The sequence below is a fragment of the Amycolatopsis balhimycina FH 1894 genome (genome assembly GCF_000384295.1).
Classification (GTDB): domain Bacteria; phylum Actinomycetota; class Actinomycetes; order Mycobacteriales; family Pseudonocardiaceae; genus Amycolatopsis; species Amycolatopsis balhimycina.
Genome location: NZ_KB913037.1, coordinates 6,696,542 through 6,719,741, shown reverse-complemented (window position 1 = coordinate 6,719,741; position 23,200 = coordinate 6,696,542). Strand labels below are relative to the sequence as shown.

Annotated in this window: 22 protein-coding genes and 1 pseudogene; 8 read left to right on the top strand and 15 right to left on the bottom strand. The window is 69.3% G+C overall.

The window, feature by feature from the left end:
- Positions 1 to 414 precede the first annotated feature (414 nt).
- Entirely contained in the window at positions 415 to 597 is a 183-nt protein-coding gene (locus tag A3CE_RS0130785) for an STAS domain-containing protein (RefSeq protein WP_020643951.1), read from the top strand.
- A 773-nt stretch (positions 598 to 1,370) separates the two neighbouring features.
- Here A3CE_RS0130785 and A3CE_RS55460 read toward each other — a convergent pair.
- From A3CE_RS55460 to A3CE_RS0130770, 3 genes are all read right to left on the bottom strand, one after another.
- Positions 1,371 to 4,043, bottom strand: coding sequence for an RICIN domain-containing protein (locus tag A3CE_RS55460; RefSeq protein WP_020643950.1), 2,673 nt, complete (start codon positions 4,041 to 4,043; stop codon positions 1,371 to 1,373).
- Positions 4,044 to 4,591: 548 nt separating this feature from the next.
- Complete coding sequence (locus A3CE_RS0130775) at positions 4,592 to 5,602, bottom strand: alpha/beta fold hydrolase (RefSeq protein ID WP_020643949.1); 1,011 nt, start codon at positions 5,600 to 5,602, stop codon at positions 4,592 to 4,594.
- A gap of 76 nt (positions 5,603 to 5,678) precedes the next feature.
- Positions 5,679 to 6,650, bottom strand: a complete 972-nt coding sequence (locus A3CE_RS0130770; RefSeq protein ID WP_020643948.1) for an aldo/keto reductase — start codon at positions 6,648 to 6,650, stop codon at positions 5,679 to 5,681.
- A 136-nt stretch (positions 6,651 to 6,786) separates the two neighbouring features.
- Here A3CE_RS0130770 and A3CE_RS0130765 point away from each other — a divergent pair, with 136 nt between their 5' ends.
- From A3CE_RS0130765 to A3CE_RS58800, 3 genes and pseudogenes are all read left to right on the top strand, one after another.
- Positions 6,787 to 7,392 carry a TetR/AcrR family transcriptional regulator gene (locus A3CE_RS0130765; protein ID WP_020643947.1) on the top strand — a complete coding sequence of 202 codons (606 nt, stop codon included), beginning with the start codon at positions 6,787 to 6,789 and terminating at the stop codon, positions 7,390 to 7,392.
- A gap of 215 nt (positions 7,393 to 7,607) precedes the next feature.
- Positions 7,608 to 7,655: pseudogene (locus tag A3CE_RS59645) on the top strand (hypothetical protein); the annotation flags it as partial.
- A gap of 140 nt (positions 7,656 to 7,795) precedes the next feature.
- Positions 7,796 to 7,948, top strand: a complete 153-nt coding sequence (locus A3CE_RS58800) for a hypothetical protein (protein ID WP_020643946.1) — start codon at positions 7,796 to 7,798, stop codon at positions 7,946 to 7,948.
- Between the two features lie 562 nt (positions 7,949 to 8,510).
- Here A3CE_RS58800 and A3CE_RS0130755 read toward each other — a convergent pair.
- Together A3CE_RS0130755 and A3CE_RS0130750 are read right to left on the bottom strand one after the other, a co-directional pair.
- Positions 8,511 to 9,170, bottom strand: a complete 660-nt coding sequence (locus tag A3CE_RS0130755; protein WP_020643945.1) for a response regulator transcription factor — start codon at positions 9,168 to 9,170, stop codon at positions 8,511 to 8,513.
- Positions 9,170 to 10,348, bottom strand: a complete 1,179-nt coding sequence (locus A3CE_RS0130750) for a sensor histidine kinase (protein ID WP_043792730.1) — start codon at positions 10,346 to 10,348, stop codon at positions 9,170 to 9,172. The genes A3CE_RS0130755 and A3CE_RS0130750 overlap by 1 nt, the downstream gene beginning before the upstream one ends.
- Positions 10,349 to 10,530: 182 nt before the next feature.
- Here A3CE_RS0130750 and A3CE_RS0130745 point away from each other — a divergent pair, with 182 nt between their 5' ends.
- From A3CE_RS0130745 to A3CE_RS51865, 4 genes are all read left to right on the top strand, one after another.
- Positions 10,531 to 11,112 carry a DUF308 domain-containing protein gene (locus A3CE_RS0130745; protein ID WP_020643943.1) on the top strand — a complete coding sequence of 194 codons (582 nt, stop codon included), beginning with the start codon at positions 10,531 to 10,533 and terminating at the stop codon, positions 11,110 to 11,112.
- Between the two features lie 112 nt (positions 11,113 to 11,224).
- Positions 11,225 to 11,722, top strand: coding sequence for an SRPBCC family protein (locus tag A3CE_RS0130740; protein ID WP_020643942.1), 498 nt, complete (start codon positions 11,225 to 11,227; stop codon positions 11,720 to 11,722).
- Complete coding sequence (locus A3CE_RS0130735) at positions 11,719 to 12,567, top strand: helix-turn-helix domain-containing protein (RefSeq protein WP_020643941.1); 849 nt, start codon at positions 11,719 to 11,721, stop codon at positions 12,565 to 12,567. Before A3CE_RS0130740 ends, A3CE_RS0130735 begins: the two co-directional genes overlap by 4 nt.
- A 447-nt stretch (positions 12,568 to 13,014) precedes the next feature.
- Positions 13,015 to 13,434, top strand: coding sequence for a hypothetical protein (locus A3CE_RS51865; RefSeq protein WP_125591596.1), 420 nt, complete (start codon positions 13,015 to 13,017; stop codon positions 13,432 to 13,434).
- A gap of 90 nt (positions 13,435 to 13,524) precedes the next feature.
- On the opposite strand, the gene A3CE_RS0130725 is transcribed toward A3CE_RS51865, so the two are convergent.
- The 10 genes from A3CE_RS0130725 to A3CE_RS0130680 all read right to left on the bottom strand — a co-directional run bounded on the left by A3CE_RS0130725 (position 13,525) and on the right by A3CE_RS0130680 (position 23,114).
- Positions 13,525 to 14,175: a response regulator gene (locus tag A3CE_RS0130725; RefSeq protein ID WP_020643939.1), complete on the bottom strand. Its 651-nt coding sequence runs from the start codon at positions 14,173 to 14,175 to the stop codon at positions 13,525 to 13,527.
- Positions 14,163 to 15,410, bottom strand: a complete 1,248-nt coding sequence (locus A3CE_RS0130720) for a sensor histidine kinase (protein ID WP_026469036.1) — start codon at positions 15,408 to 15,410, stop codon at positions 14,163 to 14,165. The genes A3CE_RS0130725 and A3CE_RS0130720 overlap by 13 nt, the downstream gene beginning before the upstream one ends.
- Positions 15,411 to 15,579: 169 nt before the next feature.
- Entirely contained in the window at positions 15,580 to 16,623 is a 1,044-nt protein-coding gene (locus tag A3CE_RS0130715) for a hypothetical protein (RefSeq protein WP_020643937.1), read from the bottom strand.
- Positions 16,623 to 17,123 (bottom strand): SigE family RNA polymerase sigma factor, encoded by a 501-nt coding sequence (locus A3CE_RS0130710; RefSeq protein WP_020643936.1) that lies wholly within the window; start codon positions 17,121 to 17,123, stop codon positions 16,623 to 16,625. Before A3CE_RS0130710 ends, A3CE_RS0130715 begins: the two co-directional genes overlap by 1 nt.
- Positions 17,124 to 17,389: 266 nt before the next feature.
- Positions 17,390 to 17,740 carry a VOC family protein gene (locus A3CE_RS0130705; protein WP_020643935.1) on the bottom strand — a complete coding sequence of 117 codons (351 nt, stop codon included), beginning with the start codon at positions 17,738 to 17,740 and terminating at the stop codon, positions 17,390 to 17,392.
- A gap of 25 nt (positions 17,741 to 17,765) precedes the next feature.
- A complete protein-coding gene (locus A3CE_RS0130700) occupies positions 17,766 to 18,977 on the bottom strand; it encodes a cytochrome P450 (protein WP_020643934.1) in 1,212 nt (403 codons plus the stop codon).
- On the bottom strand, positions 18,974 to 19,468 hold the full coding sequence (locus A3CE_RS0130695) for a hypothetical protein (RefSeq protein WP_125591598.1): 495 nt from the start codon (positions 19,466 to 19,468) through the stop codon (positions 18,974 to 18,976). Before A3CE_RS0130695 ends, A3CE_RS0130700 begins: the two co-directional genes overlap by 4 nt.
- The gene (locus tag A3CE_RS0130690; protein WP_148108213.1) at positions 19,465 to 20,907 is read right to left on the bottom strand and encodes a phenylacetate--CoA ligase family protein; all 1,443 of its coding nucleotides are present in this window, start codon (positions 20,905 to 20,907) and stop codon (positions 19,465 to 19,467) included. The genes A3CE_RS0130695 and A3CE_RS0130690 overlap by 4 nt, the downstream gene beginning before the upstream one ends.
- 375 nt (positions 20,908 to 21,282) lie before the next feature.
- Positions 21,283 to 21,918: a response regulator transcription factor gene (locus tag A3CE_RS0130685; protein ID WP_026469034.1), complete on the bottom strand. Its 636-nt coding sequence runs from the start codon at positions 21,916 to 21,918 to the stop codon at positions 21,283 to 21,285.
- Positions 21,909 to 23,114, bottom strand: coding sequence for a sensor histidine kinase (locus A3CE_RS0130680; RefSeq protein ID WP_020643930.1), 1,206 nt, complete (start codon positions 23,112 to 23,114; stop codon positions 21,909 to 21,911). Before A3CE_RS0130680 ends, A3CE_RS0130685 begins: the two co-directional genes overlap by 10 nt.
- Positions 23,115 to 23,200 lie beyond the last annotated feature (86 nt).

Below are 23,200 nucleotides of genomic sequence, written 5' to 3'. Positions count from 1 at the left end.
AACACGCTAGCAGGATAGCTTTGGATTGTCACTCGTCCGTTCAGTCGAATCAGTTGGGCTAGCAGTGCGGGAGTGCGCTTGATCTGCGCTTATGGTTCACTTCTGTTGATTCTTCGGTTTTGTCGAAACATTAGGTATGTTGAATTTGTCCCGCTGGGACGGGCAATTTCAGGAATGCCCGGCGACGGATTTCTTTGGCGGGGTGAACTATGAGGAGGGAACGAACACTATGCACACCAATGCCCGCCATCGCGCCTGACCGTCGTGCGCCCTGCCGGCCGTCCCGCAATGACCGTGACCCGCACCGAGAAGTCGATCGTGATCGCCCTGGCCGGGGGCCTCGACCTGTCCGACCTTCCCCGGCTTCGCCGGCTCGTGCCGGGCGAACTCTGATTGTGGCCCGTAGCCCCGCGCGTGGACCTGACCGCCGTGTCCTTCTACTCGGCCCGCGTCCTGGACCTGCTGGGCGCACAGGCCAAGCACGCACACCGGCCCGGAGTGAAGTTCGCGCTGGTCGCCCGGCAGCGCGCGATCCTCCGCCCGCTGGCCCTGCGGGGTCTCGACCGCACGATCCCGGTCCTTCGCCCGTCCCGGTAGCGTTTCCGGGCACGCGGCTGCGACGGGCACCCGGCTAGTACTACAGGGCTAGATCTGATCGCACGGCTCACCGACGGTTGCCGTCATGTCACCGCATCCGCTCATGCCGCAGAGCGTGCGTCCCGGCGAGCCGCTCTCTGCGGCACCTCAACCCGGGAAAAGCCCTCAAACGACGCCGCTCATGAGAGTGGGCTGGCTACACGGCCTTGCTCGGCGTTGTAGTGCTCCGTGGCTCCAAGCCCCGTGTCGCTTGCCGGGTGCGCAGGATGTTCGATCCAGCACGGCCATTTCTCTCACTAATTTTACTGGGGCACTGACAGTGAGGGGGTCAGGGGTTCGAGTCCCCTTAGCTCCACATCGAGACGAACCCCTTCGTTTCAGCCGTACCGGCTGGTCGGAGGGGTTTTCTGCATTCCCGCTTCGATCTTCAGTGATCGTCTTACGGCGTGATCTTGTGCTCATGCTGGGGCAAAACTGGAGCACTACCCCACCCTCGGCGCCGCAGCGGTGCGGTGTTCCCGCCGGTCTCGGCTCGCTGGCGGGTGACCTCCGCCGTGGCGAAGAGGGGACAACCGGCGCCACCCGCCCCCTGTCGACCACACTCGGTGACGGCGTTGGCGACTCTGCCGGCGGGGACCGCAGACGTGTCGTGGGAAAGCGAGCCAGATCCGGGTGAGGCGGGCGAGGAAGGCGACGCACTACTGACGGGGCGTCGGGTCGAATGGTCGTATAGCGTCGACGCCGCGGCAGCAGGCGATAACCGGGCCGTCCGGTCAGGCCCGGTTCAGTTGCCACTGCTGGTTGGCCCCACCGTTGGCGGCCCACTGCACGACCTGCGCCCCGTCACTCGTCGCCGCACCGTTGACGTCCGCCACCAGTCCGCTGTCGTGGCTGACGATGGTGTAGTAGCCGTTGCCGGTGGACCGCAGGTACCACATCTGGTTGGTGCCGCCGTTGGCCGTCCACTGCTGCAGTTGCAGCCCGGCCGTGCTGCTGTTGGCGTTGACGTCGAGCACCTTTCCGCTCGGGACGTACTGGAGGGTGTAGGAGCCGTCGGAGGTCGTGGCGACGGTCCAAGTGGCGGTGCCGCTCTGCTGGACCACCTTGGCACCGTCCGCGGTGGAGTTGCCCGCGACAGCGAGCGGCTTGCCGCTGTTGCGGTTGACGATGCGGTAAGTGCCCGGTGCGGGTCCGTCTCCGCCGCCTCCGGCGAGGTTGAAGTACTCCACCGCGTCGGTGAAGACGGGGATACCGGACTTCGTGGTCGACAGCTGCAGGTACACGCGGTTGCCGGTGGCCGGGGTGGTGAAGGACACCGGCTGGGTGACCCGCGAGCCGAGCGGGACGGTCAGGGTCGTGCTTCCGGACGCGACGACCGCGCCGTCCGGCGCGTCGAGCCGCGCCGTCCAGGTGAAACCCACCGAAGTGTCGGCGAAGTCGTCGTTGAAGACGGTGATGGTGCGGGTGACCGTGGCGTTCCGGGCGTAGCTGGGCACGGCCTGCGGCAGGGGGAAGGTGCCGTTGGCGTCCGAAGCGCCGGAGGCCGACCAGAACGGCAGGTCGACCGCGGCCACCGGGTTGAACGCCGCCTGCACGCGCTGGATCTGCGGGTTGCTCCAGGGGTCCGGGAGGTTGTCCGCGCCGTAGATGGGGTGACCGCCCTCCTCCGGGGTGAAGTCGGTGGTCCGCACTCCGGGCACGACACCGGCCCAGGCGGACAGCAGCGTGTACGGACGCAGGTCGGTGGCGTTCTTGCCGCGCTTGGCCAGGGTTGCCGTGGCGAACCACTCGAAGCCCTGCTTGTTGTTGCAGGCCGGCCAGATGTACTCGCCCTCGCCGTCGGGCCGCCCGTTCCCGGTTTTCAGGCCCTCCCCGTACCTGCCGAAGCCGTCGACATAGTGCGGGATCACCGCGAAGTTGGCGTAAGTCATCCCGGGATACCCGTTGAGATTCCCGTCGACGCCCACCTCGGCAATGACCGGCCGGGTGCCATCGTTGCCGTTGATCGCCGCGTACAGGTCCTTCTCGAACTGTTCGGAATCCTGGCCGCTCTGGTTCGGCTCGTTGGCCTGGCTCCAGCGGATGACCGCGGGGTGGTTGCGGTCGCGCAGGACCAGCGCACGGGCGTGGTTGACCATGTTGTCGTGCCCGGCGATCCAATCCTGCTTGCCGGAGGAGCCGCGAATCGCGGTCTCGCCGATGACCATCAGGCCCATCTCGTCGGCGACGTCGAGCATGTACGGGCTGGCCGGCTCCTGGTGGATCCGCACGACGTTGTAGTTGAGCCGCTGGTAGTTGTCGACCGCCTGCGGCCAGCCGCCGTCGCCGGGCGACGGGGGCAGGAAGCCGGGCAGGGTGTCGTAAGCGTCGCCCTTGCCGCCGTTGTTGATCCGGTCGTAGTCGGCACCCTGGAGGTTGTCGCCGCGGAAGTTCACGCGCACGCCGTTGAGGTAGTAGTAGTCACCGTTCTGGGTGGCCTCCCGGAACCCGAACCGGTAGGTGGCGTCGCTGGTGTGCCCGTCATCGGCGACGGCCTGCACCGTCAGCCCGTGCAGCTGCGCCCGGTACCCCGGCCGGTACGGCACGTTGGGCCACCAGTACGAGGTGCTGTCGAGGTTCCACGCGACCGGCCCGACGGTCACGGTCGCGGTCGAGTGGGCCGCCACGGTGACCGTACGGCTGGGCAGTTCCGGATAGCTGAAAGCCGTTCCGTTGCCGGACGACAGCGACCCGGTCAACGTCACCGACCGGGAACTGCCCGACGTGTTGCGCACCGACACGTCGTAGCTCAACGTCTTGTTCGCCACCGACGTACGCACGAATGTGTCGCTGACGGACACCGCCGGGTACGTCCGCAGGAACGCGGACCGGAAGATCCCCTGCGGTACCGCCTCGGACCAGTCGGCGGCGTCGGGCACCAGGTACCGGCCGTTGGATGCCTTCAACGCGCCGCGGCCCTTCACGGCGACGCTGATCGTGTGGGTGCTACCGGGGGCCGCGTAGGCGGTGATGTCGAAATTCGACGGCGTGAACGACGTGGTCTGCGTCGCCACCACCCGGCCGTCGACCGACAGCGTCGCCTGGTGATTGACTGCCCCGAACTCGATCCACGTCGACTGCGGCTGACCCGAGTCGGGCACGGTGATGGTGCGCGAGTACACCGCCTCGTTCACGTCGGTGAAGCCCTGCTTGTACCAGCCGCCGCCGGGCACGGTGATCGAGGTCGCCCCCCGACCCGTCGGCGTGAAACTCCACGTCCCGGCCAGGTCGACCGAGGCGATCGCGGCGGCGCCGGCAGCTGCGGCCGCGACGGCCGGCTGTGGTGCGACGGCCGGCTGTCCTGCGGCGGCGGGTTGTACCGTGCCGATGATCGCGAGGAGTGTGGCGCCGGCCAGCGCTGCGCGGGCAAGGCGCTGGGATAGCGTGCGAGGGCGGTTCTGACGCATCAAGAAACCCCTTTCGCGGGTGTCGCGTCTACGGGGATACACCGATCATCGGACCCATCGTCACTACCCGCCGGGGCCGCCAAAAGGGAGATGTCCACTATGGACTCGTCTACCGGCTCCATGCCCGCGGAGCAGGGCATCGGTCGGTAAGCAATCGTGTTCGAACCGGTTCGACCGAACGATAAGCGGGGTCGGCTTGTGGTGTCAAACATGTCTATGGCTTGCGACGAAAGAAGAGCGCGATCCCGTGAAACTTTCAAAGCCGCGACTGGGTGCCCCGCCGTCGGCGGTCCACTGGACGACCTGTGCCCCGTCGTTGGTTGCGGCGCCGAAGACGCGGTGTGGAGCCGGGACGCTGGCCCGAATACACTCCGACCGACCCTGGGCGCCGGCCGCCGGCGCGAAGACTCGGGTGCGGCCTGACCGTGGTCGACGCCACGGCCCTCGATGATCGGCGGCGGCCACCGCATCGAGAACACCAGGGCGTGCACGGTCCTCGGACAGTGCACGCCCTGATGTTCAGAGGTTGGTGTCAGCGTTTCCAGCCGTCAGCGCAGAAACTCGAGCAGCAGCGCGGTGAGCTCCCGCGGTCGTTCTTCGGTGAGCCAGTGGCCGGTGTCGGCCATTACTCGGGTCTCGACGTTCGAGGCGTAGCCCTTCCACTGTGTACCGACGGCACTGCTCAGCGCCTCTTCGCCACCGACAGCCAGGACCGGCATCTTCAATAGCCCCGCCTCACGGAACTTCTCGTTCTGGGCAATGTCGGTGTGCAGCGCTTGGTACATGTCCATCCACGCCTTGAACCGGCCGGGCTCGCGGAGGTATCGGGCGTAGAACTCGTAGTCGCCGGTGTCAAACGCGCTGTCCACCGCCAGGTACTGCTCGATGAACCCCTTGACCAGGTCACGCTCGTGCCCACGGACCAGGTCCTGAGCGAAGTCCTTCTGGAAGAATCCCAGGTGCCACGTCGAAAGCTGACCCTCCGGAGGGAAGGCCGGGAACGTGTAGAGGGACCGGTCGGGGATGGGCCCCTCCATCACCACCATCCTGCTGACCTCGGTGGGCCACATCGCGGCGTAAGGGTAGGCAATCCACGCGCCGATGTCGTGAGCCACGATCTGGATGCCCTTGTCGAGGTTGAGGTGGGCGAGCAGCGTGTGCACGTCGTTGGCCAACTGTGTCGTGTCGTAGCCGGTCTCCGGAACCGAGGAGTCACCGGTTCCACGAAGGTCGACAGCGATCACGGTGTGGTTCTTGGCGAGGGCCTGGAGTTGCGGCTCCCACTCGGCGGACGTCTGCGGAAAGCCGTGCAGAAGAACGACCGGTGCGCCGCTGCCTCCACGGAGGTAGTGCATCCGGAAACCGTTCACCCACGCGTAATTCGACTGGTAGCCGATCGGCGGCCGGTGCGACGATTCGGTGGTCCGGGTGGCGGCGCTCGACACGGCAGCCGGCTCCGGCCGGGAGGTCACGGCGGCATCGGCCGAGACCAGGCCGGCCCCCACGACAGCGGTGGCCGCCGTGACGACGGCAACGATCGCCCTGGTCAGTACCGTCATTCTCGTTCTCATTTTCTCCCCTGAAGGTGTGGTCGGCTGGTTGCGGATGCCCGGCCGGGCCCGAGTCCGCGGTCGGTCAGCAGTTGACGGCGGCCATGTTGGCTTCGTCGTAGCGGTCACCGGCGGCCGGCTCCAGGTTGTTCAGCCGGGCGACCTGGGCCTCGGTGAGTTCGATGCCGTCGGCGGCGGTGTTTTCCTCCAGCCGGTCGATGCGTGTGGTGCCGGGGATGGGGGCGATGTCGTCGCCCTGGGCGAGCAGCCAGGCGAGGGCGACCTGTGCGGGTGTGGCCTCTGCTTCGGCGGCGACGGCGGTGACCTCGTCGACGATGCGCAGGTTGAGTTCGAGGTTGCCGCCGGTGAATCGCGGGTTGGTGCGGCGCCAATCGTCGGCGTCGAGGCCGTCCAGCGAGCGGATGTTGCCGGTGAGGAACCCGTGGCCGAGCGGCGAGTACGGGACGAGGCCCACGCCGAGCTCTCGCAGGACCGGCAGAACCTCCGTTTCCGGGTCGCGGGTCCACAGCGAGTACTCGGATTGCACCGCGGCGAGCGGGTGCACGGCGTGCGCGCGCCGGATCGTCGTGGGACCTGCCTCGGACAGGCCGATGTGGCGGACCTTGCCCTCGGCAACCAGGTCGGCCAGGGCTCCGACGGTGTCCTCGATCGGGGTGTCCTGATCGACGCGGTGCTGGTAGAAGAGGTCGATGTGGTCGGTGCCCAGGCGCCGCAGCGATCCCTCGACGGCGCCCCGGATGGAGGCCGGGGTGCTGTCCGGGCCGGGGCGCCCGGTGTGCGAGACGAGGCCGAACTTGGTGGCCAGCACGACTGCGTCCCGGCGCCCCTTGATGGCTCGGCCGACCAGCTCTTCGTTGACGAAGGGGCCGTAAACCTCGGCGGTGTCGATGTGGGTGACGCCGAGGTCCAGGGCGTGCCGGATCGTGCGGATCGACTGATCGTCCAGCCGGCCGGCTCCGGTGTAGAAGTCCGACATCCCCATCGCGCCGAGACCGATGCGGGAGATCTCCAGCCCTCCGAGCGAGGCGGTTTTCATCCTGATGTCCTCTTTCTGATGTGAGGTCGACTGCTTTAAGTTCCGATCGGTACAGAACGCTAGCACATCAGGACCGCTCGGTACTAAAGTCAGCCGCGACGAGAGACAGTGGCTCTGGAGCGAGGAGGGCACCGCCATGGGTGGTTCGGGGAGCACAGCGTTCGGCCGCCCCCGGGAGTTCGACATCGACGAGGCGCTGGAGCGCGCCATGCAGGTGTTCTGGGCTCGGGGCTACGACGGCACGAGCCTGACGGATCTGACCGGTGCCATGGGAATCACCAAGTCGAGCATGTATGCCGCTTTCGGCAACAAGGAGCAGCTCTTCCGAAAGGCAGTGAAGCGCTACGCCGAGGGCCCCGCCTCCTACGCAACGCGCGCCCTGCACGAGTCCACGGCACGAGGGGTGGCCGAGGCGTTCCTTCGCGGAGCCGTCCGGACCACGACATCCCCCGGCGCCCCCGCCGGGTGCCTGTCCGTTCAGGGCGCACTGGCGCTGAGCGAGCAGGGCCGCCCGGCGCACGATGTGCTCGTCGACTGGCGCAACGATGCGGGCGTACGGCTCGAGGAGCGCTTCCGGCGGGCGGTCGACGAGGGCGACCTCGGGCCGGACGCCGATCCGAGGCGTCTCGCCCGGTTCATCATGACGATGGGATTCGGCATCGCGGTCCAGGCCGCGAACGGCCTGGGGACCGCCGAACTCGATGAGATCGCCGCCACCGCGCTGCTCGCCTGGCCGGGTTAGCGCCCCCGCACGTCATAGCCGGCGAAGATGAAGCGAAAGGAAGGCGATGGGAGAAGCCGGAAAACGGCCGGCCGGTGTCGGGATCGTGGGCCTGAGCGCGTCGGGAGGATGGGCGTCCGGAGCACACCTGCCCGCGCTTTCGGCCGTCGACGGCCTGGAACTGACCGCTCTGGCGACGAGTCCAGCAGCTCGCGGAGGACGAGAACGTCGACCTGGTGGTCGTCGCGGTCCAGGTGCCCAGGCATCGCGAGCTGATCTTGCCCGTGCTGGCGGCGGGAGTACCGGTGCTCAGCGAGTGGCCGTTCGCCGTCGATTTGGCGAGGCCGAAGAACTGCACCGAGCCGCCCGGGACGCGTACCTTCATCGGACTCCAAGGGCGTTCCTCACCCGCCGCCTGCATACCTTGGCGCACGCCTACGCGGCGATCCGCAACGATCTCACCCACGGCACCGCGACCGCCCCGGACTTCACCCACGCCGTCAAACGTCACCGGCTCCTGGACGCGATCGGCCGGTCCGCCGCCGAGGGACGACGAGTGTCTCTCCCCAGCCTCTGACAAGGAAACCAAGAACAACACCGTCACACCGAACCCGATCCCGGTAGCACACAGGCGCGCCTGGGCCGGAGTCCCCTTAGCTCCACCGTGACGAAACGCCGCCCACCGGATCCGAAGATCCAGGTAGGGCGGTTTTCGTTGCCGGATCTCGAGTTTCGTCAACAGGAAGTTCAGCTACCGGCTGGCAGCTGGGGCAAAACTGGGGCACCTGCCAGACGGCGGCGAAATGGGGTCACCAAAAGTGCCCCGGCAGCGTCCCCCGGACAGGTAGCGGCTCAGCGTCGCTCCGCAGCCGGCCATGGTTCGCTACCTCGCCGTCACCGAGGTGCGGAGGCGGCCGAACCAGGGGGCGATCGAGCGCTTGTACCCCTCAGGCATCCGCAGCCCGCGCACTTCGTGCTCGGCGAACTCGCAACCCGGCTGTGCTCGTGACTGAGGACGGGCGCCGCGGACGAGGTGGACGTGCAGCCGTAGGTCACGATGAACACGTCCTTCTTCGCCACCGTGATGTGGTAGACCCAGGGTTCAACCTCGGTGACCTGGACTGTGCCGCTCGGCGGACTCAAGGGTAGAGGCCTGCCCGGAAGGTGAACGAGACGAGTTGTGCCCGGTCACGGGCGCCGACCTTCGTCATGGCCCGCACCACGTGCGTCTTCACGGTGAACGGTGACACGAACATCTGGGCCGCGATCTCGTCGTTGCCGAGACCGCCGGCGACGAGAATGACCATTTCGCGTTCCCTGGGTGTCAGGGCGCCGAAGAGTCGCAGCAGGTCCTTGTCGATTACCGGGGGTGGGCTGTCGGTCATGTGCCCGATGAGCGCGGCTGTCGCGGCGGCGGACAGGGCACCGCCGCCGCCGACGACCTCGGTGATTCCGGTGACGAGTTCGGCGGGGCTCACGGTCTTGCTCAGGAAACCGTTGGCGCCTGCGCGAAGGGCGGCGAGAACGATGTCGTCCTGGTCGAAAGTGGTCAGAACGATCACGCGGAGCTTTTCCGGTGGGTGTTCTTCGCGGATCCGGCGGGTGGCTTCGACACCGTCGATGCCGGGCATCCGGATGTCCATCAGCACCAGGTCGACGGGGTGGTCTCGGAGGAAAGGGACGACCTGGAGTCCATCGGAGAGGTCGCCCACCACGACGAGACTCGGGTCGAGCAGGAGGATCGCTCGGATACCGGCCCTGACGTCGGCCTGGTCGTCGACGATCAGAATCTTCGTCATCAGACGCCTCCCAGGGGGCTGAAGTCCGCGCTGACCCGGAATCGCCCGCCGTTGCTGTCGATCGTCAGCTGCCCGCTGGAGGACTCGACGCGTTCGCGCATCCCGACGAGGCCGAGTCCGCTGCCCGAGCCGGAACCCCGGTGTGATTGACCGACGCGGTTCTCCACGGTGACGCGGATTCTGCCGTCGTGCTCGCGCACATCCACCGTTGCCGTTCCCTCGCCGTGCCGGTAGGCGTTCGTCAGTGCTTCTTGGACAACCCGGTAGACCGTCACGCCGATGCTGGGCTCCACGAAACCGCCGGGGATGTCGATGGAGGGGTGGACGTCGAGGCCAATGCTCTCGAACGAGGCGATAAGTCCTTGCAGGCCGCTGAGCGCTGGGGCCGGGCGGAGCGCCTCGTCGTCGGAGATGTCGTCCCCGCGGCGGAGGAGGGCGAGGATCCGTTGCGTTTCGACGACGACGGAGCGGGCGCTGGACCTGGCTGAGACGAGGGCCTGCCGGGACGATTCGGCGTCTTCGGGCAGGCCGATCTCCGCGACGCCGAGATGCAGGCTCAGCATCGCGACTTGGTGGCCGATGATGTCGTGGAGGTCTCGGGCGATGCGGAGCCGTTCTTCGGTCACTCGCCGGGTGGCTTCGATCTCCCGGGTGGCGATGGCGCTTTCGGCCCGTTCCTCGAGGGCCCACCAGTGGTCTCGATGGATGTGGAGCGCGCCGCCTGTCGCACCTCCCGCAATGGCCGAGAAGAGGGCGGCGGCTCCGACGATCGCGCCGCCGCGGAATCCGCCCAGCGTCATGAACGCCCCCAGGAAGAACACCGCCACGATGACGGTTCCGGCCAGCGGCTGCCTTCCCCTGAGGGTGACCGAGAACAGCACGAGCACCGCCATCATCCACACCGACAGGGGGTCATGGCCCACGGCCGTGACGGCGAAGGAGGCCGCGCTCGTCACGACCAGTCCGGCCCACGGTTTCCACCAGGAGAGGGCGACGCCACTGCCGGCCAGGAGTACGGAAAGGGCCGTCGGCCAGTCCGATCCCCTCAGCAGCACTGCCACGATCTGACCGGTGAACACCAGCGCGGCCACTGAATACGCGACGAAGTGCAGCACCTCGGGGCGGCGGACCCACAGGGGCGCCGCGGGCCTGCCTTGATTGTTCCGCGCTGCGACCATGACCTGATTCTCGTGCACGCGCGCCTCGACGGCGTACTTCGAATGAGGTAGACGGCGGACCTCATTCGATCGAGGTGGCGGGCAAACCTACTTCGTTCGAAGTACGTGGCCCCCCTCGATCGATCCTAGTGTCCTGAGCGGGGCAATCGCCTCACCCCGTCACGATCACGCAGGGACACCCCATGGCTCAGACCACCGCACCTTCGACCACGACGACCCCCTCCGGGCTCCGATCGCTCTACCTGATCAGGGTCGTCTTCTCCCTGATCTGGGTGGCACTCGTCTTCACGACCTCCACCGCGCTCGTGCCGGCGGACCGGCCCACCGTGATCGCGGCCGTGCTGCTCGTCATATACCCGCTGTGGGACGTCATCGCCACGCTCCTCGAGCGTCGCATGGCCGGCACAGGCTCCACGAACCGCGTCGGTGTCATCAACATCGCTCTCGGCCTCGCCGCCACCGCCGGGATGCTCGTCGCCGTTTTCTCCACCCTCGGCACGGCCCTTCTCGTCTTCGGCATCTGGGCCCTGCTCTCCGGAGCGATCCAGCTCGTCGTAGCGATGCGACGCCGGCGCACCGTCGGCGCCCAGTGGCCCATGATCATCAGTGGTGGACTGTCCGTTCTCGCCGGTGCGTCCTTCGCTGCCATGTCCGCCTCGGCGACGAGCGGCCTCTCCGCGCTCGCCGGTTACTCGGCCGTCGGTGCCTTCTGGTTCCTTGTCTCCGTCGTCGCACTGAGCCGCCGACGCGCTCAGAGTGTCTAGGCGCAGGCGAGCCTGCACCTTCGCTTCCGAGCGGACCCGGCACGGCGAGACCTCGAGGGTATGTACTGACAGGTGTCTGCCTCGGGCGGGCACGGCCCCTGATGCTGGTGGCATGACGAAAAAGAGCGTTCCGATCACCGTCTTCGCCCGTACGACGGCCGGCCCCGCCCACACCCACCGGGTCATCGTGCCGATCGACCTCGCCCAGGTGTTCAAGCCGTGGGGACCGTTCCCCGGCGTCGCGGAGGTGCGCGACCAGACCGGCACCTGGGACCGGCCGGGGACCTCGCGCCAGACCTGGTTCACCGACGGCTCCAAGGCCGACGAGCGGCTCACCGAGGTCGTGGACGGACACGGGTTCGCCTACGAGCTCAGCGGCTTCACCAACGTGCTGGCCAAGCTGGTCTCCGGGGTGCGTGGCGAGTGGTCGTTCCTCCCCGACGGCACCGGCACGTCGATCCGGTGGACCTACGACTTCCAGCCGCTGCCCGGTCGCCGTTGGATCGTCGCCGGGCCGTTCAAGCCGCTCTGGACCCGCTACATGCGCGCCGCGCTCGCCCGGACGGTGACCGTGGTGCAGGACACGCCCGGTGCGATCATGGGGGAGTGAGCGACCTGAGCTTCGGTGCCCTGGTGCGCGGCTGGCGCGACCGCCTCGACCCGGCCGATGCCGGCTACGCCCGGTCGGCTCGCCGGCGCGCCCCCGGCCTGCGCCGCGAGGAGCTCGCCGAGCTCGCCGGCCTTTCCCACGAGTACGTGCTGCGGCTGGAGCAGAGCCGGGCCACCAACCCGTCCGTCCAGGTGGTCTCGGCCCTGGCCCGCGCGCTGCGGCTCTCCCCTGCCGAACGCGACCAGCTCTTCCGCGCCGCGGGCCTGCTCGCGCCCCGCGACCAGACCGTCGGCACCCACGTGCCACCGAGCATCCGCCGCCTCGTCGACCGCCTCGGCGATCTCCCGATCGGCGTGTTCGCCGCTGATTGGAGCCTGCTGTGGTGGAACGACATGTGGACGGCTTTGCACGGCGATCCGTCCGGCCTGCCGGCCGCCGAACGCAACCTCGCCCGCGCCCTCTTCGGCACGGGCGAGGGTCGCTGGCACCTGCGGCCGGTCACCTCGACAGCCGGACCGTACGCTTTCGAGACCGCGATCGTCGCGGACCTGCGCGAAGCGGTCTCCCGCTACCCGGCCGACCCGGAACTGGTGGCGCTCGTGGACGGCTTGCGGGCGGCCTCACCCTTCTTCGGTGAGCTGTGGCCGGGGGCGGGCATGGGACAGCTCACCGGCGATCTCAAGACGATCAGCCATCCCGAGCTGGGTGACGTCACCCTGGACTGCGACGTGCTGACCGTGCCCGGCGTCGACCTGCGCATCGTCACCTACACGGCAGCCCCGGGAACCAGCGGCGCCGGCCAGCTCGACCTCCTGCGTGCGTCCCGGCTCAGCGACGCCCGCTGACGACCGGGCCGCCCAGGCAACCGGGCCGGCGACACCAGTTCGTCGAACAGGTCGCGCTGCCGGCGACGAACCGTTCCCCTCGTGGCGGCGGCGCCGCTCCCCTGCCCGGGCGGCAGCGCGAACGCGGTCACGACCGGCCCCACGAGTGCGTGGTAGCCGAGGTGAGCAGCTGCACGGACGTCCCGGCCGTGACGAACCCGAGAGCCGGGGATACGCCGCTCCCGCCCCGGCTCGCCCGCGAGGTGCCGTGTCCATGATCCGACGGTAATCGAGGCGGGATCGGCGGCACCATCGTGCAGCCATCCGGATCGGTGCGGTAGCAGGCACCACCACGAAGTCGGAACCACGGGCTACTGATCTTGGCCGGTTTCCGCGGCAGGGTTTCGCCGCAGGGCTGCCCGGCACCGGCGTCGGCGGCAGCACCACGACGTTCGGTGGAGGAGTTTCATGACCGTTCAGACGATGCCCCGGCCACGCGCGGCGACGTCGCCGGGTGCTCGGACCAGGTGGGTGCCCGGCGTGCTGGGCGCGGTGGCGGCGGGCATGGTGCCGTGGGTGTTCGTGCTGGGCCGGACCCTGCCCGAGACCACCCAGGTGCGGCACTGGCCGGCCGTGTGGATCGGACTCGACCTGGCCATCGCGCTCGGCTGCGCGGCCACCGCGCGGTGGTACCACCGGGGCGATGCCCGCGCCCGCCTGTCGGCATCGGCGGTCGCGGCACTCACGGGGATGGACGCCTGGTTCGACGTCCTGACCGCCCGGCCCGGCACTGAACTCACCCAGGCCGTCGTCTGCGCGGTTCCGGAACTGACCCTGGCCGGACTGTGTACCTGGCTCGCCCTGCGCGAAACGGAAAGGCTGTCCTGAAAACGACAACGTCCGCGGCTGGGGCGGTAGGCGTTTTCGCCGCCATGACGTGCGTTCCAGGAACAGCCGAGGCCGTTGTCGGCGGCGCTGTCAGGCCCGGGACGCTCCGAGGAACCGCAGCACAGCCAGGACGCGGCGGTGGTCCGCGTCCACCACGGGCAGGTCAAGCTTGGCGAAGATGTTGTTGATGTGCTTCGCCACGGCGCTCTCGCTGACCACCAGAGCCTGCGCGATGCCGGCGTTGGAGCGCCCCTCGGCCATCAGGCCGAGCACCTCCCGTTCGCGGGGGGTCAGCCGCGCGAGCGGGTCGCTGTCGCGCCGCAGCAGCAACTGGGCGACGACCTGCGGGTCCAGGGCCGTGCCGCCGTCCGCCACTCGCCGGACCGCCGCCACGAAGTCGGCGACATCGGCCACCCGCTGCTTGAGCAGGTAGCCCACACCGCTGGTGTGCGCAGACAGCAGGTCGGCCGCGTACCGCTCCTCCACGTACTGCGAAAGCAGCACCACCGGCGTCCCCGGCCAGCGCCGGCGGATCTCCATCGCCGCCCGCACCCCCTCGTCGGTGAAGCCGGGCGGCATCCGGACGTCGATCAAGGCGAGTTCGGGCCGGTGCTCCGCCACTGCCGCCAACAGCCCCTCCGCGTCGCCGGCTTCCGCGGTGACCTGGAACCCGCCCATCTCCAGCACCTTGACCAGGCCGACCCGCAACAACACCGAATCCTCGGCGATCACCGCGCGCACGGCAGCTCCGCGGTGATGGTGGTGGGCCCGCCGACGGGGCTGCTGACGTGGAAGGCCCCGTCGAGGGAGCCGACCCGCTTGGCCAGCCCGGTCAGCCCCGTGCCGGCGGCGGCGTCGGCACCGCCCAGCCCGTCGTCGGTGACGCGCACTCGCAGCACCTCGCCGACCTGACGGACGATCACCTCCGCACGCATCGCGTTGGCGTGCTTCGTCGCATTGGTCAGCGCCTCGGAGATCACGAAGTACGCGACCGACTCCACGGTGGGCGTCACCCGCTCCTCCAGATCGACCCGCAGCCGCACCGGCAGGGGTGTGCGGGCAGCCAGCCCGGACAACGCCGCGTCCAGACCCCGGTCTTCGAGCACGGCCGGGTGCAGCCCCCGCACCAGGTCGTTGAGTTCGGCGATCGCCTCCTTCGCCTCCAGGTGCGCGCTCGCGATCACCTCGCGGGCATCACCCGGCAGGTCCGGGCGGGTGGCCATGGCCAGGCCCAGGTTGACCGCGAGGGACACCAACCGCTGCTGGGTGCCGTCGTGCAGGTCGCGCTCGATCCGGCGGCGCTCCGCGTCGACGGCTTCGATCAAGCCGGTCCGGCTCACGGCCAGCTGATCGACCCGCTCCTGGAGCCGCTGCGCCCGGCTGGGCCCGAGCAGGCCCACCGCCAGCCGCGCCTCGGCGCGGGCTACTGCCCGCGCGGTCCAGGGCAGGGCGCACAGGAGGAGGAGTCCGGCCGCTGTGTAAGCCGGCAGCTGGGTCAGGTAGCCGAACCAGTCCTGGCGGATTCCGGTGGGCAGCGCCCATGACCAGGCGTAGGCGGTGGCGCCCGCCAGGCACGCCGCTGCCACCGCGAGCACCAGCAGCTCCAGCAGCGCGAGCAACGGGCCCAGCAGGAGGTGGTAGCCGATCGTGCGCCAAGGCCGCGTCGCCGCGAGCCACCGGGCGGCCGAGGCCCACATCCGTTGTTCCGGCGCGGTGGGGGTGCGCCGGGGGACGTCCACACCGATGAGCACCCGGTAGCGAGCCCGCTGAACGGCCGTCAGCACCGGGGTGCCGAGCAGGACCAGGGCGGCCGACACGGAAACCGCAAGGAGCCAGTTCCCCGTCCTGGTGGTGGTCGCCTCCGCCCAGGACCACACGGGCACCAGCGCCAGGTGCGGCAGCACACCAGCGGCAAGAAAGCCGGTGTCCCGCCGCGCCCGGAGGACCGTGCGTCTCAGTCCGGCTGGAATCGTCATGGCACGACGCTAGGGCACCGCAGGAGGACGGTGCCATGAAACCTGCACCCGGTCTCATGGTGAACCTGGTACCAGCTGTGACACCGCAGGTGACTCTCGTAGCGGCGGTTGCCGGCGGGCCGCCAACCGCGGGTCCTCCTCGGTCGCGTCCGAAGAGGACCCGCGGGATTCAGTGGGGCAGGACGAGGTGGTCGGCGATGGCGTACAGCTCCGCCTGTGCGCCGGCACCCGCGACGGCGATCGGCGCGTCGTGGACGGCCTTGAGGATCCAGAGCGTGCGGTAACCGTTCTCGTCCAGGTAGCGCGTCGCGTGTCCCTGGACCGGTTGCCCCGCGGTGCCGCGCACCTGGCCGGCCTCGTCGATGCGGACCTGGACCGGCGGCAGGGTGCTGCACGTGCCCACCGAGTAGCTCGTGCGCTGACCGCTCGGGCCGCCCTTCTCGACGTCGAACGTGCACATCCGCAGGCCGTCGGGCAGCTTGCCGAGGCCGAACGCCGGGGTGACGGTGGTCTTGCCCGGGAAGGTGACGTTCTCCGCGACGCGGCGGCCCGCGTCGATCAGTTGCTGCGCCACCGCCGTGCTGCCCGGCTGCGCGGCCACGTTGACGTACAAGGAGCCGCCATCGGGGTGGGTCAGGTACACCTCATAACCGCCCGGGCCGCCGGAGTGCGAGCTCTCCACGCCGGCCCGCCCGCCGATGGTGACGGGCCGGCCCGGACCGGACTTGAAGGTGGCCTGCTCGACCGGCATCATCCGCATTTCCTGCACGTCCACCAGCAGGACCTGACGCCCGGACGTGACGGTCAGCATGTACTCGCCGCCGTACACCGGCTTGTCGGGGTTCGCCGCGCTGCCACCGATGTTGATCCGGCGCGCGAGGTAGTCGGCCTTGCCGGGCGGCAGCCAGCCGAGCGAGTAAGGCATGGTCAGCTCCGCGATGGCCGCCTCGGCCGGTGCCTCGACGGCGGCCGGACCGCTGGTCTGGCCGGTGCCCGTGGCCACCTGGCTGTCGGGCGCGGGCCGGTTCAGCGCGACGACGGCGACCGCGGCCAGGACGAGCAGGACCACCCCGGCGGCGGCCGCGAGCGGACGGCTCACCACGGCGCGCCCGCGGTCGAGGCGCTGACGCGTGGCCGCCAGCACCTGGTCGCTGTCGGGGGCGTCCTGCTCGTGGGCGGTGAAGGTGTCCTTGATCAGGTTCTCGATGTCCATCAGCTCTCCTTGGCCTGGGCCATCCGGTCGATGCTCAGGCCGTGTCGCAGGGTCGTCAGGGCTTTGCGGGCGTGGGCCCGCACGGTGGCCTGGGCGCAGCCGAGCAGGTCGGCGATGTCGGCGTCGGCGAGCTGCTCGTAGTACCGGAGCACCACGACCGCACGCTGGCGCCGGGGCAACCGCGCCAGGCGCTGCCACATGTCCTCGCGTGCCGCGTGGTCGGACGCGAAGTCATCCGGCCGCGCCTCGTCCGGCGGGTCGCCCACCGCGATCAGCCGCGCCGACCGGCTGCGCCGCCAGGACAGGTGGTCGTTGGTCACCATCCGCAGGACATAACGGTCGGGGTGCTCGGCGTCGCTGACCCGTGACCACCGTCGGTACACCTTGACCAGCACGTCCTGCACCAGGTCAGCGGCCTGCTCCCGGTCCCCGGTCAGCATCGTCGCGTAACGCAGCAACCGCGGCAGGTGCGCCCGGACGAAGTCCTCGTAGTCAGCCATCACTAGGAAGACTGCTGCCGCGCACGATCCGTGTACCTCCACGCAGAACTTCCTTGCGAACCCGCGCACGACGAACGGCCCCCGGAGGGGTGCTCCGCGCGGAAGGCGGCGCGCATCATCCGCGTCAGCGCGGCTCTCGCCCGCAGCTGCGCGAGATCGTCCCAGCGGAAGTCAGGGGTCAGGCGGCCGGGCACGGCCCTACCGCGTGCGGCGGTTATGTGCCGGCCCGCTCGATCGGCGAACCGCCGCGACACCCCGAACTGCCCTCAGCCGTTCGGGACGGCGATGTATTCGAAGACGGAACCGTCCGGATGCCTTGCCACCAGCCGTTCCCCGTTGGGCCCGGCCGACGGCCCCTCGATGATCTCGCCGCCGGCCAGTTCGATGTCCCGGACGACAGGTGCGACGTCGAACACGAGGATGGTCGCGGTCCGATCGGTGTAGCCCTCGGCACCTTCCGCCCGCAGCAGCAGGAAAGGGCCGACACTGGCCAGTTTCACGGGCCCGTGACCGAACTTCTGCACCTCCTCGGCACCGGAAAGTGCCTGGTAGAGCGGGATGGCCTTGTCCAGGTCGTCCACCACGACCCTCGCCAGTACCTTCGCGATGTTGGGCACTGCTGCTCCTGCCATCGTGGACGCGCTACCAGGTGACCGGCAGCGAATGGACGCCGTAGGTCACATTGGACCGGCGGTAGGACACCTCGTCGAAGCCGATCGCCGGCTTCAGCGACGGGAACCTCTTCAGCAAGGCGGGAAACGCGACCTCCATCTCCATCCTGGCGAGAGGCAGGCCCACGCAGTGGTGGATGCCGTATCCATAGGCGAGGTGGGTCCGTGGCGGCCGGTCGAAGTCCAGCTCGTCCGGTCGCACGAACCTGGCCGGGTCGCGGTTCGCCGAAGGCAGCGACACGAGCACCTGCTCGCCACGGCGGATCACCGTCCCGTTGACCAGCACGTCGGCGGTGGCCGTGCGTATCTCGCCGTGGTGCGGAATGCAGACGTACCGGACCAGTTCGTCCACAGCGGATCCGACGATCGCCGGATCGTCGCGGAGCCGGGCGAGTTGCGCGGGGTGGCGCAGCAGGGCCAAGGTGCCGATACCGAGCATGTTGGCCGTGGTCTCGTGGCCGGCGACCAGCAACAGGTTGCCGATCCCCACGAGCTCTTCGTCGGTCACCTCCGAGCCGTACCGCCGGATCACCCTCCCCAGCAGGTTGTCGCCGGGATCGGCCCTGGTGGCCACCACATGAGCGCGCATCCCGGCGCGCAGCGCGTCCCGGGCCGGGATCAGGGTCTCGAGGCTCGACATGACGTCGGTCATGATCCTGGTCAGGGCGGCGAAGTCGAACCCGTCCGCGTCAAGGCCGAGCAGTTCGCAGATGAGCATCGAGGGCACCGGAAGGGCGAACAAGGCGACCAGGTCGACCGGCGGTCCGGCGGCGGCCATCGCGTCGAGCCGCTCCTCGACGATTTCGGTGAATCTCGGCCGCAGGGCGCGCATGCGCTGTTCGGTGAACTCGCCCGCGATCATGCGCCGCAGCCGGGTGTGCTCCGGCGGATCGCATTCGATGAACGTCCCCGGTTGCTGCGATCGCAGCTCGTCGGCCAACGTCCGGTCCTCCGGCTTCGGCAGCACGATCCCGAGCGGTGTCAGCTCACTGCTGAACCGGGCGTCGCCGAGCACTTGGCGTGCGTCGTCGAACCGGGTGATGAGCCAGACCTCATCGCCGCCGTTGATCGACACCCGTGACACCGGCCGCGTGGCGCGGAGCTCGGCGAATTCGGGATCCGGGTCGAACGGGCATCCCGCGGCACGCCGGTACGGCAGCGGCAGGGTGTCGGCCGCGGTCACGGGAGGTCGTTCCCGGGTCCGGCTTCCGGCACCTGCACGGTCCAGTGGCAGCTGCGCTCGCCCAGCTCGTGCGCCACCGTGACGCCGAGCTTGTCCGCCGTCCGGTGATGCAGATCGACGCAGTATTCGCACGGTCGCCGCAGGGTCAGTTCGACGCCCTGTGCCTGCGCGCGCTCGCGGTAGTCATAGATCCCGCAGCGGCGGACGGCGAGCGAAGTGCTGCGCGGCTCGTCGGTCCGGACCGTATCGGAGCCGTAGACGTCGAGCATGGTGGCGAGCCCGGTCAGCAGATCACGCGCGCGGCCGGCCGGGTCCTCGATGCGGTTGAGCATGGCCTCGGAGTTGATGGTGGCCACCCTGTCGGTCCACGCGGGCAGCCCGTCGGCGCCGAGGTACTTCTCGATCGCCGCCTGTGTCCGGAAGTAGACGCCGAGGACGAACTGGGCCTTCTCCGCGTCGGTCATGGCGATTCCGGGGTCGGGAGAGCTCATCGGACTCCTTCTGTCAGGGGGATCGCCGGCCGCAAACCGGTGGTGGCTTCGATCTCGGCGAGCGAGACGCGGACGACCTCCGCGATGGGCGGAGGAAGCCGGTCGGTCATGGCGCGGTCGTCCAGATCGACCAGTCGTGAGAGTTTCCAGCCGAGGTACGAACCGAGGGAAGCCAGCGGCGGCAGCGCCGGGACCGTCCGTACGGAAAGGTGGTGGCCGTCGAACAGGCCGGCCAGCCGCCGTCGTACCGCGTCGAGGCCGGGCGCCTCCGGTTCGCGATCGGTGGTGAGCAGGCATACGACATCGGGGCCACGAAGGACGAGCATGTAGTTGAGGACGGTGAAGTGCCGTGCTTCGGGGCTGTTTTCCGACCACAACACCGATTCCACGTCCTCCTGGCGGACACCGTCGCCGCCGAGGCGCATGACGTCGTGTACGCGCCCCAGGGTCCGCACCACCGGGAGTGCCACCCCGCACGGGCAGGGTGTCCCGGTCACCTCGACCAGGTCACCGGTCCGGTAGCGCAGCAGGGGACGTGCGCGCAGGTCGAGACAGGTGACCACCAGTTCGCCTTCGTCGTGATCGCCACGGACCGGCCGGATCCCCTGGGCGTCGGCCAGCTCGAACAGGTAGCTCTGCACCTGGAGGTGCAACCTGCCCTGCTCACAGGTGGCCGCCGTCGTGCCCGTCTCCGATGAGCCGAAGCTGCCCACGAAGGCTTTCGCCCCCGTCAGCCGCTCCAGGTGCCGCAGCAGCGACGGGCCGGCCTGCTCGGCCATGAGCAGCAGCCGGCGGAATCGGGGCAGCGGCTCTCCGTGCCGGTACGCGAAATGCAGCATCTCCAGCAGGCGCGAAGGGGAACCCACGTATGTGCTGACCGAGAGTTCACGCAGCAACCGCAGGATCCGGGTGTAGTCGCCGGTGACGTTGTCGACCCACAAGCGGAGCGAGAGCACGCCCAGGTACTCCATCACCTTTTCGAACTGGTACCCGGCCGGCGCGAACGGGCCGTTGATCAGGATCAGTGCGGAGTCCGCCGGGGTGAGCACCCGGCGCCACATCTCGCCGATGTTGATCGTGTTCGCGGCGAGGTCGTCCAGTGCTTTGGGCGCGGCCACCGGGTCGCCGGTGGTTCCCGAGGATTCGTAGTAGTGCAGGAACTCGCCTATCGGGCGGGTGAACACCGCACTCGAGCCGGACCGGAACTCCGCCTGACCGAGGACAGCGAGTTCAGCCAGCATCTTCTCGACAAAGGCCGCCGGCTCGTCCGCCCGTGCCCGCACCACGGTCTCCTCGTCGCGCCAACCGGCGAGTGCACTTCCGAACTGCCGGGAATCCGCGGCGGCGACCAGCGTTCGAATGAGTTTGTCCGCGTGCAAGGCGGGAAGATCCTCTTCGCCCGCGTGGACACGGCGGACAGCAGCGATCTGACGGTCCACGAAATCCGCATAGTCGGCGCGTACTTTCCCGTCACTGAACAGCAAGCGAACTCCATTTGTCGCCGACGGAAACGCTCAACCCATTGCCGTTTCCCGAGTCTTTCAGATTTGCGCACGCCATTGTCGAGCACTGGGAACGTCAAGAAAGATACAAAGAATCGACTGACCCAAAATGTATGATTCCACCCTGCGTGGCCATTGCACTCTATCGCCGGCCGTGGCCGGGACGCACCAAAAAGGACCAGCAACCGACCAGAAGTGCCCGTTTTCCTTGCCAAGCTTGCCCGTCCGGACTTCGTCACACGACACTACTTCGCACCTCAACGCGGGAGGTGCTCGACGGCGCGTCACGGCGTCAACACCGCGGACCCCGGCTCAGGCGTTGACGTAGGCGAGCACGGCCAGCACCCGCCGGTGGCCGCTGTCGCTGGTGGGCAGGCCCAGCTTGCGGAAGATGTTGCCGATGTGCTTGGTCACCGCGCGTTCGGTGACGACCAGGTCCCTGGCGATCGAAAGGTTGTCGTGGCCCTGCGCCATGAGGTGCAGCACCTCCTGCTCCCGGGCGGTGAGGCTGTCCAGCGGGTCACGCTTGTTCATCAGCTGGGCCACCACCTCGGGATCGAGCGCGGTGCCCCCGGTCGCGACGCGCTCGAGTGCGTCCAGGAACTCCTCGACCCGGCCGACCCGGTCCTTGAGCAGGTAGCCCGTCCCGGCCGCGCCGGTCGCCAGCAGTTCCTTCGCGTAGGCCTGCTCCACGTACTGGGACAGCACCAGCACCGGCAGCCCGGGAAGGTGCTCGCGGGCCGCGATCGCCGCGCGCAGGCCTTCGTCGCGGAAGGTCGGGGGCATCCGGACGTCGAGGACCGCGATGTCCGGCCGGTGCTTCAGCAGCGTCGGAAGGATCTCCGGGCCGCTGGCCGCGATCCCCACGATCTCGTGCCCCGCGCTCTTGACCAGCAGCGAGATCCCCTCCCGCAGGAGTGCGTTGTCCTCGGCGAGCACTATGCGCATGGCAGCAGTACCTCGATCGTCGTTCCCACGTTCACCGGACTGTCGATCCGGGCGGTTCCGTCCAGCGCCGCGACCCGGCGCCGGATGCCGGACAACCCGCTGCCGCCTTCGGCATCGGCGCCGCCCTGGCCGTCGTCGCGGACCGTGACGCGCAGGCTCTGCCCGTCGCCGTCGAGGATCACTTCGGCGTGTGCGGCCGTGCTGTGCTTGGTGACGTTGGTCAGCGACTCGGCGACGACGAAGTATGCCGCCGCCTCGATCGCCGCCGGTGGCCGGGGCAGGTCGTCGGGCACGCGGACGGTGACCGGGATGCGCTGCCCGCCGGCCAGTGCGTGGACGGCACCGCTCAGTCCCCGGTCGGCGAGGATCGGCGGGTAGATGCCGCGGATGATTTCGCGGAGGGTGCCCAGGGAGTCCTCGATCCCCGTCCTGGCGTCCTTGAGCAACGCCGTCGCCGGGCTCTCCGGGTCGGTCCCCAGGGTGCGTTCGGCGAGGCCGATCCGCACCGCGACGGCGACCAGCTGGGCCTGGATCCCGTCGTGCAGGTCGCGCTCGATGCGACGCAGTTCGGCGCCGTGCGACTCCAGCGCCTCGGCCCTGGTCCGGGTGAGGGTCTCGACCTGCTGGGCCAGCACCTCGGCGTCGCTCGGCCCGAGCAGCGAACGCGCGAGCCGGAGCTGGCCGCGGGCGACCAGCGGCACCAGCCAGATCACCGCGGCGGCGTACGTCGCCGCCTGCAGCAGCGGCAGCGTGAGCGCCTCCGGCCAGGTCTCGATCCGGATGAGCATCCCGGTGAAGCTGCCCGGCGGGAACAGCCGCCAATACGCGGGTGTCAGCGCGCTCGTCACGATCGCGAGCCACAACGCGGTGCCGGTCACGCCGAAGAAGGTGCCCGCGAATCCGTGCACGACCATCCAGAGCAGGTCGCGCCAGGTGGCCGGGTCCCGGACCGCGCGCCACCGGCTGCCGTCCTCGACGTGGGTGGCCTCCGGCAGGCGGTACCCGAGGTGCCGCCCGGCCCGCTCCCGTTCGAGCCCGGCCAGCGCCCGCACCGGCTTGGCCGCCGCCGGCACGAAGGGCAGCAGCACCACCAGCAGTGGCGCGACGAACACGCCGGCCAGGGCGGGCAGCGCGGTCTGCAGCCCGGATGCCAGCACCGCGGTCGCGCCGGTGCTGCGTCTGATCGCTGTCCTCATCGCCGCTCCCCTGGCCTGCGGTGCCGTGTCCGCACCCTACTGAACCCCCCGAGGGGGTGTAGCTGGCTACACCCCTGGTTCGGGAT